Genomic DNA, 13111 nt, shown 5'->3' with positions numbered 1-13111 from the left:
CAGATCATTCCCGCGGCTTCTTGCAAAGTCATTGCGGGCGCCGCTGCGCCCGCAACTCGTAGAAATCAAACGCGCCGACGCTTGCGGGGACGGCAACCGTTGTGCGGAATCGTGGTCACGTCACGGATCGAGGTGACGGTGAAGCCCGCGGCCTGGAGCGCTCGGAGAGCCGACTCGCGGCCCGAACCGGGACCGGCGACTTCGACTTCCAGCGTGCGCATGCCGTGCTCCTGCGCCTTCTTCGACACGTCCTCGGCGGCGACCTGCGCGGCATACGGGGTCGACTTGCGCGAGCCCTTGAAGCCCATCGTACCGGCCGAGGACCAGGCAATCGTGTTGCCCTGCGCGTCGGTGATGGTGATGGTCGTGTTGTTGAACGATGAGTTCACGTGAGCGACGCCGGAGGCGATGTTCTTGCGCTCACGACGACGAACGCGGGTGGCTTCCTTGCCCATAGAGTCCCTTTCCTGAAGATCTCAAACGCCGCCGTAATGCCAGCGGCTACACCTGTGGAACGAAAAGCGTGCAGCGAACGGGTGATCCCCTCTTTCGCCACACGCCGCGATCGGATTCGAAAAACTTACTTCTTCTTGCCGGCGATGGCCTTGGCCGGACCCTTGCGCGTGCGCGCATTGGTGTGGGTGCGCTGGCCGCGCACCGGCAGACCCCGACGATGACGCAGGCCGCGATAGCAGCCGAGGTCCATCAGGCGCTTGATGTTGATGCCGACCTCGCGACGCAGATCGCCCTCGACGAGATAGTCGCGGTCGATGACTTCGCGGATCTGGAGCACTTCGGCGTCGCTGAGCTGATTGACGCGACGATCCTCGGGGATCTTCACCTTCTCCATGATCTCGCCGGCGATCTTCGCGCCGATGCCATGGATGTACTGGAGCGCGATCAGCACGCGCTTGTTGGTGGGAATGTTCACGCCGGCAATACGGGCCACGGCCTTCTCTCCTGTTGCCGATCCCTCGTCAGGAATCGGGCTTTAAGTGCTTGCTTTCTCGGGCAGGTGTTCACAAACGCGAACACGACGCCCACCCCCGGTCTTCCTGGGGCCCGGCATCGTCTGAAACTATCCGACTTGGATGCGGGGCTTATTAGGGGATTCCAGGGGCTTTCGTCAACCGCTGCTAGCGTCTGGCTCGCTTTTTCGTGACCTTTTTTGCAGCCTTTTTGGCACCCTTTTTGACGGCCTTCTTGGCGGTCTTCTTGGCCGTCCTTTTGGCTGCCGTTTTGACCGTTTTCCCGGCCGCCTTCTTGGCTGCCTTCTTGGCGCCCTTCCTAGCCTTCTTGACCGTCTTTTTGCCGGATTTGGCCGATTTGGCGGCCTTCTTGGCTGCCTTCGCCGGCTTCTTGGTCGATTTCTTCGCCACCTTGGTCTTTTTGGCCGGTGCCACCTTGGCTGCGCTTCTGGCGTGGGTCTTGGGCTCGACCGCGCCGAGCGCCAGGAGCTGGCGGTGGATGGCGCGGGTGACCTCGTCAATGGCCATCATGCCGTCGATGGTCGAGAGCTTCCGACGCTCGGAATAGTAGTGAATCAGCGGTTCCGTCTGGCTGCGATAGCTGGCAAGCCGCTTGGTCAGGACCTCCGGGGTGTCGTCGAGTCTGACCTCCTCGCCGCGCTCCCGCATCTGGGCAACGCGAGTCTCGACCCGGCTCAGGAGCGCGCTCTCGTTGACGCGGAGCTCGATCACGGCGTCGAGCTTGAGATGCTTGTGCTTGAGCAGTTCGTCCAGCGCCTCGGCCTGCGGCACGGTGCGCGGGAAACCATCGAGGATGAAACCGTTCTTGGCGTCCGGCTGGTCGATGCGGTCGGAGATGATTCCCACCACGACCTCGTCAGGCACAAGACCGCCGCTGGCCATGATCTCCTTGGCCTTCAGCCCGACCGGCGTCCCCGCCGCGACGGCCGCGCGCAGCATTTCACCCGTCGAGAGCTGGACAATGCCATAGCGCTGCACCAACAGCTGGGCCTGAGTCCCCTTGCCCGACCCCGGCGGTCCCAGAAGTATAATTCTCATCGGCGTAACGCCCCCCGGCTTGGTGAGCGATACGTCGCGCACCTGCGTTTGAAGATCAAGAACAGTGCAAACCATAATCGGCGCCGCACCGCCACCCATATCATAGGGGAGCGAATGCCCGGACGCCAAGAAGGCCTTTTGAAATCAGTGATTGCGCCGCCGTGTGAGCAGCTCTGCCGATGCGAACCGAATCGCTGCCCGGACGCCTCTGCGCGCGCCGCGTTGCGGCGTGCAGCGAATCGGCGGCGCGGTCGCGCCGCCTCAAGCGTGACCGTGCCTAGCGGCGGCGGCCGCGCAGCTTCGACTTCCGGATCAGGCCTTCATACTGGTGTGCCAGCAGATAGCCCTGAACCTGCGCCACCGTGTCCATGGTGACACTGACGACGATCAGCAGCGAGGTGCCGCCGAAATAGAACGGGACCGAGGCGTAGGAGATCAGGATCTCGGGAATCAGGCAGACGATCGCCAGATAAATCGCGCCGAGCACGGTGATGCGCGACAGCACGTAGTCGATATATTCCGCGGTACGTTCTCCCGGACGGATGCCCGGAATGAATCCGCCGTGCTTCTTCAGATTGTCCGCAGTCTCGGTCGGGTTGAACACGATCGCGGTGTAGAAGAAGGCGAAGAACACGATCAGCGCCAGATACAGGATCAGGAACAGCGGGCGGCCATGGCCGAGCTGGGTGGTGATCCACTGGAACCACTCCGGCCCGCTGCCGGCATTGAAGTTCGCAACCGTGGTCGGCAGCAGCAGCAGCGACGACGCAAAGATCGGCGGGATCACGCCCGAGGTGTTGAGCTTCAGCGGCAGATGCGAGGACTGGCCCTCGAACATCTTGTTGCCGACCTGGCGCTTCGGATACTGGATCAAGAGCCGGCGCTGCGCGCGCTCCATGAACACGATGAAGGCGATCACGGCGACGGCCATGATGATCACCACCAGGATCAGGCCGGTCGACATCGCGCCCTGACGGCCGAGCTCGAGCATGTTGGCGAGCGCCGCGGGCAGCTCGGCGACGATGCCGGCGAGAATGATCAGCGAAATGCCGTTGCCGATGCCGCGCGAGGTGATCTGCTCGCCCAGCCACATCAGGAACATGGTGCCGCCGGTCAGCGTGATCGCGGTGGACAGGCGGAAGAACATGCCGGGATCGCTGACGACGTTGCCGGCACCCTCGAGGCCCACCGCGATGCCATAGGACTGGAACGCGGCCAGGATGACGGTCAGGTAGCGGGTGTACTGGTTCAGCGTCTTGCGGCCGGCCTCGCCTTCCTTCTTCAGCGCCTCGAGCTGCGGCGAGACGGTGGTAAGGAGCTGGATGATGATCGAGGCCGAGATGTACGGCATGATGTTCAACGCGAAGATCGCCATGCGGTGGATGCCGCCGCCGGCGAACATGTTGAACATGCCGAGGATGCCGCCCGCCTGGGAGCGGAACACCTGCTCCCAGATGTTGGGATCGATGCCCGGCAGCGGGATGTAGGTGCCGAGCCGATAAACGAGCAGCGCACCCAGGGTGAACCAGATGCGCTTCTTCAGTTCGTCGGCCTTGGCAAACGCGCCGAAATTGAGATTGGCTGCCAGTTGTTCCGCTGCAGAGACCATCTTGGACTTTCTCCCGCCGCCTGTTGCGCCGTCATGCCCGCGGCCGGGCTACTCTGGCGGACGCCGGACATTATCTGGGGCTCGGCTTCGATAAGTCCACGTCCCGCATGCGTAAAGGCCCGCGAGCCGCGGGCCGATGACGCAGTTGTTACGCCGCCTCGCCTTCTTCCTTGGCAGGGGCGAGGATCTTCACCGAACCGCCGGCCTTCTCGACCGCGGCGATCGCGGTCTTGGTGGCGCCGTGCACCTCGATGTTGAGCTTGGACTTGAGCTCGCCGCGGCCGAGCAGCCGCAGGCCGGCCTTGGCGCGGCGCAGCACGCCGCCCTTCACCAGGGCCTCGACGTTCACGACGCTGCCGGCGTCGATCTTCTTGGCATCGACCGCTTCCTGGAGCCGGTCGAGATTGATCTCGGCGAACTCGACGCGGAAGATGTTGTTGAAGCCGCGCTTGGGCAGACGGCGATGCATCGGCATCTGGCCGCCTTCGAAACCCTTGATGCGCACGCCCGAACGCGCGGTCTGGCCCTTGCCGCCGCGGCCGGACTGCTTGCCCTTGCCCGAACCGATGCCGCGGCCGACGCGCATACGCTTCTTGCGCGAGCCGGCGTTGTCGGCGATATCGCTGAGCTTCATCGCCCTTCTCCTTGTGTCTTGCGCCTGATCTTCACCGAAACACGGTGCCCGCTGCTCGGGATCATGCGCCTTTGCTTACTTCCCGTCGACGATGCGGACGAGATGGTGAACCTTCTCGATCATGCCGCGGACCGCCGGGGTATCAGGCAGTTCGCTGGTGCGGCCGATCTTATTGAGCTTGAGCCCGATCAGCGTCGAGCGCTGCGAGTGATGGCGGCGGATTGCGCTGCCGGTCTGCTCGAGCTTGATCGTCTTGCTGGCCTTGGCCATGGGAGTCTACTCCGAAAGCTTCCGTTAGTCGGCAGCCGCCTCGGCATCGCCACCGATACGGCGCGACTGCAGAGTGGACACCTTGATGTTGCGGCGGGCTGCGACCGAACGCGGCGAATCCTGATGCTTCAGCGCGTCGAAGGTTGCGCGAACCATGTTGTAGGGATTCGACGAGCCGATCGACTTGGCAACCACGTCCTGGACGCCGAGCGTCTCGAACACGGCGCGCATCGGGCCGCCGGCGATGATGCCGGTTCCGGCCGGAGCTGCACGCAGGTAGACACGGCCTGCGCCATGACGGCCGGCGATGTCGTGGTGGAGCGTGCGGCCCTCGCGCAGCGACACGCGCGTCAGGTTGCGCTTGGCGGACTCGGTCGCCTTGCGGATCGCCTCGGGCACTTCGCGCGCCTTGCCGTGACCGAAGCCGGCCCGCCCCTTCTGGTCGCCGATCACGACCAGCGCCGCGAAACCGAAGCGCTTGCCGCCCTTGACGACCTTGGCCACGCGGTTGATGTGGACGAGCTTGTCGACGAACTCGCTGTCGCGCTCTTCGCGCTCCCTGCGTTCACGTCCGCCGCCGCGTTGATCGCGTCCACCACGTTGTTCGCGTTCAGCTGCCATGGTTTTTCCAATCCTTCAGAGGCTTACGCCTCAATCCTCAAATTCTGTTAGAAGCTCAGCCCGCTCTCACGCGCCGCATCGGCCAGAGCCTTGACGCGCCCGTGATAGAGATAGCTGCCGCGATCGAACACGACTTCCTTCACGCCCTTCTCGGCGGCGCGCTGGGCCAGCAGCTTGCCGACCGCCTTCGCCGCATCGATGTCGGCGCCGGTCTTGCCGCCGTCGCGCATCGACTTCTCGAGCGACGAGGCAGAGGCCAGCGTCTCGCCCTTCAGGTCGTCGATGACCTGGGCGTAGATGTGCTTGGACGAGCGGAACACCGAGAGGCGCGGACGGCCGCCGGCGGAGCGGCGCAGCTTGAGCCGCACACTCCGCTTGCGCCGGGCATTCGTAACCTTGGCTTTCGACATGACCGGCTCCGTTACTTCTTCTTGCCTTCCTTGCGGAAGATGAATTCGCCCACATACTTCACGCCTTTGCCCTTGTAGGGCTCCGGCGGACGGTAGGCGCGGATCTCGGCGGCGACCTGGCCGACGCGCTGGACGTCGCTGCCCGCCACCGTGATCTCGGTCGGCTTCGGCACGGTGATCGTGATCCCCTCGGGGATCGGATAGATCACGTCGTGACTGTAGCCCAGCGCAAGCTGCAGATTCTTGCCCTGCATCGCAGCGCGATAGCCGACGCCGGTGATCTCGAGCTTCTTCTCGAAGCCCTTGGTGACGCCTTCGACCAGATTCGCGACCTGGGCGCGAGCGGTACCGTACAGCGCCTGTGCGCGGTTGGTCTCGGCTCGCGGCTTGACCTTGATCTGGCCGTTCTCGAGCTTCACCTCGACGTCGTCATGAACGACGAACTGAAGCTGACCCTTCGGCCCCTTCATCTTGACGGTCTGCCCATCGACGGTCGCGGTAACACCCGACGGCACCACCACAGGCCTTTTGCCAACACGTGACATGGATCGAAAATCCTTCTCAGAACACCGTGAAGAGGACTTCACCGCCCACATTCGCGTCGCGCGCGCTGTGGTCGGCCATGATCCCCTTCGGCGTCGACAACACCGAAATGCCGAGTCCGTTGTTCACCCGCGGCAGGTTCTTCACCGAGGCGTAGACGCGACGCCCGGGCTTGGAAACGCGTTCAATCTCGCGAATGACGGGCTCGCCGTCGAAATACTTCAGCTCGATCTCGATCTCGCTGCGGCCCGAGGAATGCTCGAGCGTGGCGTAACCGCGGATGTAACCCTCGGTCTTCAGAACCTCGAGCACGTTCTCGCGCATCTTCGAGCCAGGCGTGGAGACCTTGGTCTTCGAACGCATCTGCGCGTTGCGGATACGGGTGATCAGATCGCTGATTGGATCGTGCGTAGACATCTAAACGACCCTCCTTACCAGCTGGACTTCACGAGGCCCGGGACCATGCCCTTGGAGCCAAGGTCGCGCAGCGCGATACGGGACAGCTTGTTCTTGCGGTAGTTCGAGCGCGGGCGGCCCGACAGTTCGCAGCGCAGGCGGATGCGGGTCGCCGACGAGTTGCGCGGCATTTCCGCCAGCTTCAGCGTCGCGGCGAACCGCTCCTCCATCGGCAGCGTCTTGTCGGCGATGATCGCCTTCAACCGCTCGCGCTTGGCGGCGGCGTTCTTCACCATCCGCTTGCGCCTGTTGTTCTTCTCGACTGAACTCTTCTTTGCCATGCTTGGCTCCTGGGTATCCGCGTTTGAGAGGCTTTAGGTCAGCGTCTCACTGCCGGAACGGGAAATTGAAAGCGGTCAACAAGGCCCTCGCCTCTTCGTCGGTCTTGGCCGTGGTGCAGACGGTGATGTCCATGCCGCGGGCTTCCGTGACCTTGTCGAAGTCGATCTCGGGGAAAATGATGTGCTCCTTGATGCCGAGCGAGTAGTTGCCGCGGCCATCGAAGCTCTTCGGGTTCAGGCCGCGGAAGTCGCGGACGCGCGGCAGCGCGACGTTCACCAGGCGATCGATGAACTCATACATGCGGGCCTTGCGCAGCGTGACCTTGCAGCCGATCGGCTGGTTCTCACGTAGCTTGAACGTCGCGATCGCGATCCGCGAATAGGTCACGATCGCCTTCTGGCCGGCGATCTGGGTCAGCTCGGCAGCGGCGGTCTCGGCCTTCTTGCGGTCATTGACGGAATCGCCAACGCCCATGTTCAGCACGACCTTGTCCAGGCGAGGAACCTGCATGACGTTCTCGTAACCGAACTTCTCGGTCAGAGCCGTGCGGATCTTCGCATCATATTCCGCGCGCAGGCGCGGCGTGTAAGCGGCCTCAGCCATCGATCTCAGCTCCCGAGCTCTTGGCGATGCGGACCTTCTTGCCGTCCGCCAGAATCTTGAATCCGACGCGGGTCGGCTTTCCGTCCTTGCCGACATACGCGATGTTGGACAGTTGGATCGGCGCCTCTTTCGAGATGATGCCGCCCTCCTGGGCCTGCGTCTGCTTCTGGTGACGCTTGACCATGTTGATGCCGCGCACGAGCGCGGTGCCGGCGTCGGGACGGACCTCGAACACTTCGCCGGTACGACCCTTGTCGCGGCCGGTCAGCACGACGACCCTGTCGCCCTTGCGGATCTTCGCAGCCATCACAGCACCTCCGGCGCGAGCGAGATGATCTTCATGTGGTTCTTGGCGCGCAACTCGCGCGGCACGGGCCCGAAGATACGGGTGCCGACCGGCTCGGACTGGTTGTTGATCAGGACGGCGGCGTTGCGGTCGAAGCGGATGACCGAACCGTCGGCGCGGCGGATGTCCTTGCGGACGCGCACCACGACGGCCTTCATCACGTCGCCCTTCTTCACCTTGCCACGCGGAATTGCTTCCTTGATCGACACGACGATGATGTCGCCGATCGTGGCGTAGCGGCGCTTGGAGCCCCCGAGCACCTTGATACACATGACACGGCGTGCGCCAGAATTATCGGCCACGTCGAGGTTGGTCTGCATCTGAATCATTGATGCACCTCGTCCTCTTTCTCTTTGCGCCAGCCCAGCCGGCGCTCAACATTTCCCTGAAGTCAGTCGGCTAAAGCCAACAGATCAGGCGCTTTTCTTGTGTTCGCCCCGGATCACGACCCAGCGCTTCAACTTCGAAATCGGCTTCGTTTCCTCGATCCAAACCATATCGCCCGGCTTGAACTCGTTGCTCTCGTCGTGCGCGTGGTAATTCTTCGAACGGCGGATCGTCTTCTTGTAGATCGGGTGCGTGAAGCGGCGATCGACGCGCACCACGATGGTCTTGGCCTGCTTGTCGCTGACGACCACGCCCTGCAAAGTACGTTTCGGCATCTTCGTAAGCCTCTTACTTCTTCTTCGCGCGCGTCTGCGCGGCGACGGTCTTGATCCGGGCGATGTCACGGCGGGCCTCGCGCAGGCGAGAGGTGTTCTCGAGCTGCCCGGTGGCGCGCTGGAAGCGCAGGTTGAAGCGCTCCTTCTTCAGGTTCAGGATGGCGTCATCCTGCTGGTCGGGGCTCATCGCGCGGATGTCTTCGATCTTCATCTGGGCCATGACCATTACTCCGCAATGCGCTCGACGAAGCGCGTCTTGATCGGCAGCTTGGCCGCCGCCAGGGTCAGCGCCTCACGCGCGATCTGGGTGTTGACGCCATCGATCTCGAACAGCACCCGGCCCGGCTTGACCCGTGCAACCCACAATTCCGGCGAACCCTTGCCGGAGCCCATGCGGACTTCGGCCGGCTTCTTGGACACCGGAACGTCGGGGAACACACGGATCCAGACGCGGCCGGCGCGCTTCATGTGACGGGTCAGCGCGCGACGAGCGGCTTCGATCTGGCGCGCGGTGACGCGCTCAGGCTCGGTCGCCTTCAGGCCGAACTGGCCGAACGCCAACGTCGCGCCCGAAGACGCAACGCCGTGGATGCGGCCCTTATGCGCCTTCCGGAACTTCGTTTTCTTAGGTTGCATCATGGCTTTAAGCCCTCAAATTCCTGTGCGGCTTTTAGGCTGCAGCCGTGTCGCGGCGCTGTCGGCCACGGTCACCACTGCCACCCGTCTCGCCTTCGGCCATTCTCTTGTCCTGGGCCATCGGATCGTGCTCGAGGATCTCACCCTTGAAGATCCAGACCTTGACGCCGCAGGTGCCGAAGGTCGTGAACGCGGTCGCAACGCCGTAGTCGATGTCGGCACGCAGCGTGTGCAGCGGCACGCGACCTTCGCGGTACCACTCCATGCGCGCGATTTCAGCACCGCCGAGACGTCCCGAGCAGTTGATGCGGATGCCTTCCGCGCCGAGGCGCATCGCCGACTGCACGGCGCGCTTCATGGCACGGCGGAACGCCACGCGGCGCTCGAGCTGCTGCGCGATCGACTCGGCCACCAGTGTCGCATCGAGCTCCGGCTTGCGGATCTCGACGATGTTGATGACGACGTCGGACGAGGTGATGTCCGCGACCTTCTTGCGCAGCTTGTCGATGTCCGCACCCTTCTTGCCGATCACCACGCCCGGACGGGCCGAGTGGATGGTGACGCGGCACTTCTTGTGCGGACGCTCGATCACGATGCGGGCGACGGCCGCCTGCTTGAGCTCCTTGTGCAGGATCTCGCGGATCTTGACGTCCTCGTGCAGCAGCTTGCCGTATTCCTGCTTGCCGGCGAACCAGCGGGAATCCCAGGTCCGGTTGATGCCGAGGCGCAGACCGATCGGATTGATCTTTTGACCCATCGTGTTCTCCTGCGCCCTTAAGCGGCGGCTTCAGCTTCGACCTGACGAACGATGATCGTCAGCTGCGAAAATGGTTTGTAGACGCGGCCCGAGCGGCCGCGGCCGCGAGCGGCAAAGCGCTTCATCACGAGGCCGTTGCCGACGAAAGCCTGCGCCACGACGAGATCGTCGACGTCGAGGTCGTGGTTGTTCTCGGCGTTGGCGATAGCCGACTCCAGGCACTTCTTCACGTCGACCGCGATCCGCTTGCGCGAAAACTGCAGGTCGGCGAGCGCGGCAGACGCCTTCCGGCCGCGAATGAGCTGGGCGACCAGGTTGAGCTTCTGCGGGCTCACCCGCAGCATCCGGGCGACCGCCTTGGCCTCGTTGTCGGCGAGGCTCCGTTCGCGCTTAGGTTTGCTCATCGTTTAATCCTCAAGCCTTCTTGGCTTTCTTGTCGCCCGAGTGGCCATGGAAGGTCCGGGTCGGCGAGAACTCGCCGAACTTGTGACCGACCATTTCCTCGTTGACGGCCACCGGCACGTGCTTCTGACCGTTGTAGACGCCGAAGGTCAGGCCGACGAACTGCGGCAGGATCGTCGAGCGACGGCTCCAGATCTTGATGACGTCGTGACGGCCGGACGCGCGCGCGGCATCTGCCTTCTTGAGCAGAGAACCCTCGACGAACGGGCCTTTCCAGACTGAACGAACCATGTCCGGCGTTCCTTACTTCTTCCGCTTGTGGCGGCTTAGGAGAATGAATTTGTTGGTCGACTTGTTGGTGCGGGTCTTCTTGCCCTTGGTCGGCTTGCCCCACGGGGTGACCGGGTGGCGGCCGCCGGAGGTGCGACCTTCACCACCGCCGTGCGGATGGTCGATCGGGTTCATCGCGACACCGCGGTTGTGCGGGCGACGGCCCATCCAACGCTTGCGACCGGCCTTGCCGATCGAGGTGTTCATGTGATCCGGGTTCGACACCGCGCCGATCGTGCCGCGGCAACGGCCGTGCACCAGGCGCTGCTCGCCCGAGTTCAGGCGGATGATGACGTAGTCCTGGTCGCGACCGACGAGCTGGGCATAGGTGCCCGCGGAACGCGCGAGCTGGCCGCCCTTCCCGATCTTGACCTCGATGTTGTGGATGATCGTGCCGACCGGCATGTTGCCGAGCGGCATGACGTTGCCCGGCTTCACGTCGACATAGTTGCCGGCGATGATCGTGTCGCCCACGGCCAGGCGCTGCGGCGCCAGGATGTAGGCCTGCTCGCCGTCCTGATACTTGATCAGCGCGATGAACCCGGTGCGGTTCGGATCATACTCGAGCCGCTCGACGGTCGCGGGAACGTCGACCTTCTCGCGCTTGAAATCGACCGTACGCAGCGTCTGCTTGTGACCGCCGCCGCGGAAACGCACCGTGATGCGACCGGTGTTGTTACGGCCGCCCGAGGACTTCTTGCCCTCGGTGAGCGCCTTGACCGGCTTGCCCTTGTACAGGGCCGAACGATCGACCATGACCAGCTGGCGCTGGCCCGGCGTCGTGGGATTGAATGTCTTCAGTGCCATCGTCGTACGACCTTACAGACCGGTGGTCACGTCGATCCGGTGGCCCTCTTCGAGGGTCACGATCGCGCGCTTGGAGTTCGACTGCGAGCCGAGATTGCCGCGGAAGACCTTGGTCTTGCCCTTGCGGACCAGCGTGTTGACGCTCTTGACCTTGACGTCGAACAGCTTCTCGACCGCTTCCTTGATCTGCGGCTTGGTCGCCTTCGCGGCCACCTTGAACAGCACCTTGTTGTGCTCCGAGGCGATCGTCGCCTTTTCGGTCACGACCGGCGACAGGATCACGTCGTAGTGGCGAGGCTCGATGTTCTTCGTCATTTGAAGCGCGCCTCCAGCGCATCGATGGCGGCCTTGGTCAGAACGAGCTTCTGACGGCGCAGGATGTCATAGACGTTGATGCCCTGAATCGGCAGCACGTCCATGTTCGGGATGTTGCGGGCCGCAGCGGCAAAACCGTTGTTGAGCTCGGCGCCGTCGATGATCAGCGCGTTGGTGAGCCCGAGGCCCGAGAAGTGACCCAGCAGCGCCTTGGTCTTGGCGGTCTCGAGCGCGGCCTTGTCGATCACGACGAGATCGCCGTCCTTGGCCTTGGCCGAGAGCGCATGCTTGAGCGCCAGCGCGCGAACCTTCTTCGGCAGGTCGGTGGCGTGCGAACGCACCACCGGACCGAAGGCGCGACCGCCGCCGCGGAACTGCGGCACGCGAGCCGAGCCGTGACGAGCACCGCCGGTGCCCTTCTGCTTGTACATCTTCTTGCCGGTGCGCCAGATCTCGGCGCGGCCCTTGGCCTTGTGCGTGCCGGCCTGGCGCTTATTGAGCTGCCACTGCACGCAGCGCGCGATGATGTCTTCGCGCGGCTCGAGGCCGAAAATGGCGTCGGAGAGCTGGACCGAGCCCGCTTCCTTGCCTTCGAGGGTAGTGACCTTCAATTCCATCTCACGCCTCCTGCGCAGCCGGAGCGGCTTCCGCGTCGCCAGCAACCTTGAACTTGCCCGGCTTCGGAGCTTCCTTCGGCAGCGGCTTCTTGACGGCGTCGCGCACGCGGATCCAGCCGCCCTTGGAGCCGGGAACGGCGCCTTCGACGAGGATCAGGCCGCGCTCGACATCGGTCTGGACGACGCGAAGGTTGAGCGTGGTTATGCGATCGACACCCATGTGGCCGGGCATCTTCTTGTTCTTCCAGGTCTTGCCGGGATCCTGACGGCCACCGGTCGAACCGATCGAGCGGTGCGAGATCGACACACCGTGCGTGGCGCGCAGACCGCCGAAGTTCCAGCGCTTCATGCCGCCGGCGAAGCCCTTACCGACCGAGGTGCCGGTGACGTCGACGAACTGACCGACGACGAAGTGATCGGCCTGGATCTCGGCGCCGACCGGGATCATCGCATCCGCGCTGACGCGGAATTCCTCGACCCGGCGCTTCGGCTCGACCTTGGCGACCGCGAACTGGCCGCGCTCGGCCTTGGGCATGTAAACGGTCTTGCGGCTGCCAGAACCGAGCTGGAGCGCGACATAACCGTTCTTCTCTTCGGTGCGGTGGCCTACGACCTGGCAATTGCCGAGCTTCAGCACGGTCACGGGAATATGTTCGCCGGCCTCCGTGAAGACCCGCGTCATCCCGACCTTTTGTGCGATCACTCCGGAGCGCATCGGCTTGCTTCCTGTTCTTTCTGTCCTTGCGGACTAGCTAATCTTCGTTGTGAGCAAGACCCGGTCCGA

24 protein-coding genes are annotated in these 13111 nt (G+C 63.7%); all 24 read right to left on the bottom strand.

Translation table 11 applies throughout. The annotated features are described in order from the left end of the window. Window positions 1-65: 65 nt before the first annotated feature. Window positions 66-455 carry a 30S ribosomal protein S11 gene (rpsK, locus tag IC50_RS22115; protein ID WP_007603045.1) on the bottom strand — a complete coding sequence of 130 codons (390 nt, stop codon included), beginning with the start codon at window positions 453-455 and terminating at the stop codon, window positions 66-68. Between the two features lie 125 nt (window positions 456-580). Continuing rightward, a complete protein-coding gene (gene rpsM / locus IC50_RS22110) occupies window positions 581-949 on the bottom strand; it encodes a 30S ribosomal protein S13 (RefSeq protein WP_035709590.1) in 369 nt (122 codons plus the stop codon). Window positions 950-1136: 187 nt separating this feature from the next. Continuing rightward, window positions 1137-2027, bottom strand: a complete 891-nt coding sequence (locus IC50_RS22105) for an adenylate kinase (RefSeq protein ID WP_035709624.1) — start codon at window positions 2025-2027, stop codon at window positions 1137-1139. 277 nt (window positions 2028-2304) lie between these two features. Beyond that, entirely contained in the window at window positions 2305-3636 is a 1332-nt protein-coding gene (gene secY, locus IC50_RS22100; protein ID WP_035709588.1) for a preprotein translocase subunit SecY, read from the bottom strand. A gap of 148 nt (window positions 3637-3784) precedes the next feature. Beyond that, window positions 3785-4270 (bottom strand): 50S ribosomal protein L15, encoded by a 486-nt coding sequence (gene rplO / locus IC50_RS22095; protein ID WP_018322273.1) that lies wholly within the window; start codon window positions 4268-4270, stop codon window positions 3785-3787. 75 nt (window positions 4271-4345) lie between these two features. Further along, window positions 4346-4540, bottom strand: coding sequence for a 50S ribosomal protein L30 (gene rpmD, locus IC50_RS22090; RefSeq protein WP_035709586.1), 195 nt, complete (start codon window positions 4538-4540; stop codon window positions 4346-4348). A 24-nt stretch (window positions 4541-4564) separates the two neighbouring features. Continuing rightward, a complete protein-coding gene (rpsE, locus tag IC50_RS22085) occupies window positions 4565-5161 on the bottom strand; it encodes a 30S ribosomal protein S5 (RefSeq protein WP_014494507.1) in 597 nt (198 codons plus the stop codon). A 47-nt stretch (window positions 5162-5208) separates the two neighbouring features. Next, window positions 5209-5571, bottom strand: coding sequence for a 50S ribosomal protein L18 (gene rplR / locus IC50_RS22080; protein ID WP_035709584.1), 363 nt, complete (start codon window positions 5569-5571; stop codon window positions 5209-5211). 11 nt (window positions 5572-5582) lie between these two features. Continuing rightward, a complete protein-coding gene (gene rplF / locus IC50_RS22075) occupies window positions 5583-6116 on the bottom strand; it encodes a 50S ribosomal protein L6 (RefSeq protein ID WP_035709582.1) in 534 nt (177 codons plus the stop codon). A gap of 16 nt (window positions 6117-6132) precedes the next feature. Continuing rightward, the gene (gene rpsH, locus IC50_RS22070) at window positions 6133-6531 is read right to left on the bottom strand and encodes a 30S ribosomal protein S8 (RefSeq protein WP_027554158.1); all 399 of its coding nucleotides are present in this window, start codon (window positions 6529-6531) and stop codon (window positions 6133-6135) included. Window positions 6532-6545: 14 nt separating this feature from the next. Continuing rightward, window positions 6546-6851, bottom strand: coding sequence for a 30S ribosomal protein S14 (gene rpsN, locus IC50_RS22065; protein WP_024342455.1), 306 nt, complete (start codon window positions 6849-6851; stop codon window positions 6546-6548). 46 nt (window positions 6852-6897) lie between these two features. Further along, entirely contained in the window at window positions 6898-7455 is a 558-nt protein-coding gene (rplE, locus tag IC50_RS22060; protein WP_025036988.1) for a 50S ribosomal protein L5, read from the bottom strand. Continuing rightward, entirely contained in the window at window positions 7448-7762 is a 315-nt protein-coding gene (rplX, locus tag IC50_RS22055) for a 50S ribosomal protein L24 (protein ID WP_035709580.1), read from the bottom strand. The genes rplE and rplX overlap by 8 nt, the downstream gene beginning before the upstream one ends. After that, the gene (gene rplN / locus IC50_RS22050) at window positions 7762-8130 is read right to left on the bottom strand and encodes a 50S ribosomal protein L14 (RefSeq protein ID WP_007603030.1); all 369 of its coding nucleotides are present in this window, start codon (window positions 8128-8130) and stop codon (window positions 7762-7764) included. Before rplN ends, rplX begins: the two co-directional genes overlap by 1 nt. Window positions 8131-8214: 84 nt before the next feature. After that, a complete protein-coding gene (gene rpsQ / locus IC50_RS22045; RefSeq protein ID WP_028177969.1) occupies window positions 8215-8463 on the bottom strand; it encodes a 30S ribosomal protein S17 in 249 nt (82 codons plus the stop codon). Between the two features lie 13 nt (window positions 8464-8476). Beyond that, window positions 8477-8683, bottom strand: a complete 207-nt coding sequence (gene rpmC, locus IC50_RS22040) for a 50S ribosomal protein L29 (protein WP_011088144.1) — start codon at window positions 8681-8683, stop codon at window positions 8477-8479. A 5-nt stretch (window positions 8684-8688) separates the two neighbouring features. After that, entirely contained in the window at window positions 8689-9102 is a 414-nt protein-coding gene (gene rplP, locus IC50_RS22035; protein ID WP_035709578.1) for a 50S ribosomal protein L16, read from the bottom strand. Between the two features lie 31 nt (window positions 9103-9133). Beyond that, entirely contained in the window at window positions 9134-9856 is a 723-nt protein-coding gene (gene rpsC / locus IC50_RS22030) for a 30S ribosomal protein S3 (protein WP_028177968.1), read from the bottom strand. A gap of 17 nt (window positions 9857-9873) precedes the next feature. After that, window positions 9874-10260: a 50S ribosomal protein L22 gene (rplV, locus tag IC50_RS22025; protein WP_008549264.1), complete on the bottom strand. Its 387-nt coding sequence runs from the start codon at window positions 10258-10260 to the stop codon at window positions 9874-9876. A gap of 10 nt (window positions 10261-10270) precedes the next feature. Beyond that, a complete protein-coding gene (gene rpsS, locus IC50_RS22020) occupies window positions 10271-10549 on the bottom strand; it encodes a 30S ribosomal protein S19 (protein ID WP_008136357.1) in 279 nt (92 codons plus the stop codon). Between the two features lie 12 nt (window positions 10550-10561). Then, window positions 10562-11395 carry a 50S ribosomal protein L2 gene (gene rplB / locus IC50_RS22015; RefSeq protein ID WP_025036991.1) on the bottom strand — a complete coding sequence of 278 codons (834 nt, stop codon included), beginning with the start codon at window positions 11393-11395 and terminating at the stop codon, window positions 10562-10564. A gap of 12 nt (window positions 11396-11407) precedes the next feature. Next, window positions 11408-11710, bottom strand: coding sequence for a 50S ribosomal protein L23 (locus IC50_RS22010; RefSeq protein ID WP_035709576.1), 303 nt, complete (start codon window positions 11708-11710; stop codon window positions 11408-11410). Further along, complete coding sequence (rplD, locus tag IC50_RS22005; RefSeq protein ID WP_035709574.1) at window positions 11707-12327, bottom strand: 50S ribosomal protein L4; 621 nt, start codon at window positions 12325-12327, stop codon at window positions 11707-11709. The genes IC50_RS22010 and rplD overlap by 4 nt, the downstream gene beginning before the upstream one ends. Before the next feature lies 1 nt (window position 12328). Then, window positions 12329-13042 carry a 50S ribosomal protein L3 gene (rplC, locus tag IC50_RS22000; protein ID WP_024342448.1) on the bottom strand — a complete coding sequence of 238 codons (714 nt, stop codon included), beginning with the start codon at window positions 13040-13042 and terminating at the stop codon, window positions 12329-12331. Window positions 13043-13111 lie beyond the last annotated feature (69 nt).

This window comes from Bradyrhizobium genomosp. I (2014) (assembly GCF_000261685.1).
Classification (GTDB): Bacteria; Pseudomonadota; Alphaproteobacteria; order Rhizobiales; family Xanthobacteraceae; genus Bradyrhizobium.
This window is presented reverse-complemented; position numbering and strand designations above follow the sequence as displayed.

Excerpts from the sequence above, each read along its gene's own strand:
- rpsK (WP_007603045.1), bottom strand. The coding sequence starts at position 455 with ATGGGCAAGGAAGCCACCCGCGTTCGTCGTCGTGAGCGCAAGAACATC.
- IC50_RS22105 (WP_035709624.1), bottom strand. The coding sequence starts at position 2,027 with ATGAGAATTATACTTCTGGGACCGCCGGGGTCGGGCAAGGGGACTCAG.
- secY (WP_035709588.1), bottom strand. The coding sequence starts at position 3,636 with ATGGTCTCTGCAGCGGAACAACTGGCAGCCAATCTCAATTTCGGCGCG.
- rplO (WP_018322273.1), bottom strand. The coding sequence starts at position 4,270 with ATGAAGCTCAGCGATATCGCCGACAACGCCGGCTCGCGCAAGAAGCGT.
- rpmD (WP_035709586.1), bottom strand. The coding sequence starts at position 4,540 with ATGGCCAAGGCCAGCAAGACGATCAAGCTCGAGCAGACCGGCAGCGCA.
- rpsE (WP_014494507.1), bottom strand. The coding sequence starts at position 5,161 with ATGGCAGCTGAACGCGAACAACGTGGTGGACGCGATCAACGCGGCGGC.
- rplR (WP_035709584.1), bottom strand. The coding sequence starts at position 5,571 with ATGTCGAAAGCCAAGGTTACGAATGCCCGGCGCAAGCGGAGTGTGCGG.
- rplF (WP_035709582.1), bottom strand. The coding sequence starts at position 6,116 with ATGTCACGTGTTGGCAAAAGGCCTGTGGTGGTGCCGTCGGGTGTTACC.
- rpsH (WP_027554158.1), bottom strand. The coding sequence starts at position 6,531 with ATGTCTACGCACGATCCAATCAGCGATCTGATCACCCGTATCCGCAAC.
- rpsN (WP_024342455.1), bottom strand. The coding sequence starts at position 6,851 with ATGGCAAAGAAGAGTTCAGTCGAGAAGAACAACAGGCGCAAGCGGATG.
- rplE (WP_025036988.1), bottom strand. The coding sequence starts at position 7,455 with ATGGCTGAGGCCGCTTACACGCCGCGCCTGCGCGCGGAATATGATGCG.
- rplX (WP_035709580.1), bottom strand. The coding sequence starts at position 7,762 with ATGGCTGCGAAGATCCGCAAGGGCGACAGGGTCGTCGTGCTGACCGGC.
- rplN (WP_007603030.1), bottom strand. The coding sequence starts at position 8,130 with ATGATTCAGATGCAGACCAACCTCGACGTGGCCGATAATTCTGGCGCA.
- rpsQ (WP_028177969.1), bottom strand. The coding sequence starts at position 8,463 with ATGCCGAAACGTACTTTGCAGGGCGTGGTCGTCAGCGACAAGCAGGCC.
- rpmC (WP_011088144.1), bottom strand. The coding sequence starts at position 8,683 with ATGGCCCAGATGAAGATCGAAGACATCCGCGCGATGAGCCCCGACCAG.
- rplP (WP_035709578.1), bottom strand. The coding sequence starts at position 9,102 with ATGATGCAACCTAAGAAAACGAAGTTCCGGAAGGCGCATAAGGGCCGC.
- rpsC (WP_028177968.1), bottom strand. The coding sequence starts at position 9,856 with ATGGGTCAAAAGATCAATCCGATCGGTCTGCGCCTCGGCATCAACCGG.
- rplV (WP_008549264.1), bottom strand. The coding sequence starts at position 10,260 with ATGAGCAAACCTAAGCGCGAACGGAGCCTCGCCGACAACGAGGCCAAG.
- rpsS (WP_008136357.1), bottom strand. The coding sequence starts at position 10,549 with ATGGTTCGTTCAGTCTGGAAAGGCCCGTTCGTCGAGGGTTCTCTGCTC.
- rplB (WP_025036991.1), bottom strand. The coding sequence starts at position 11,395 with ATGGCACTGAAGACATTCAATCCCACGACGCCGGGCCAGCGCCAGCTG.
- IC50_RS22010 (WP_035709576.1), bottom strand. The coding sequence starts at position 11,710 with ATGACGAAGAACATCGAGCCTCGCCACTACGACGTGATCCTGTCGCCG.
- rplD (WP_035709574.1), bottom strand. The coding sequence starts at position 12,327 with ATGGAATTGAAGGTCACTACCCTCGAAGGCAAGGAAGCGGGCTCGGTC.
- rplC (WP_024342448.1), bottom strand. The coding sequence starts at position 13,042 with ATGCGCTCCGGAGTGATCGCACAAAAGGTCGGGATGACGCGGGTCTTC.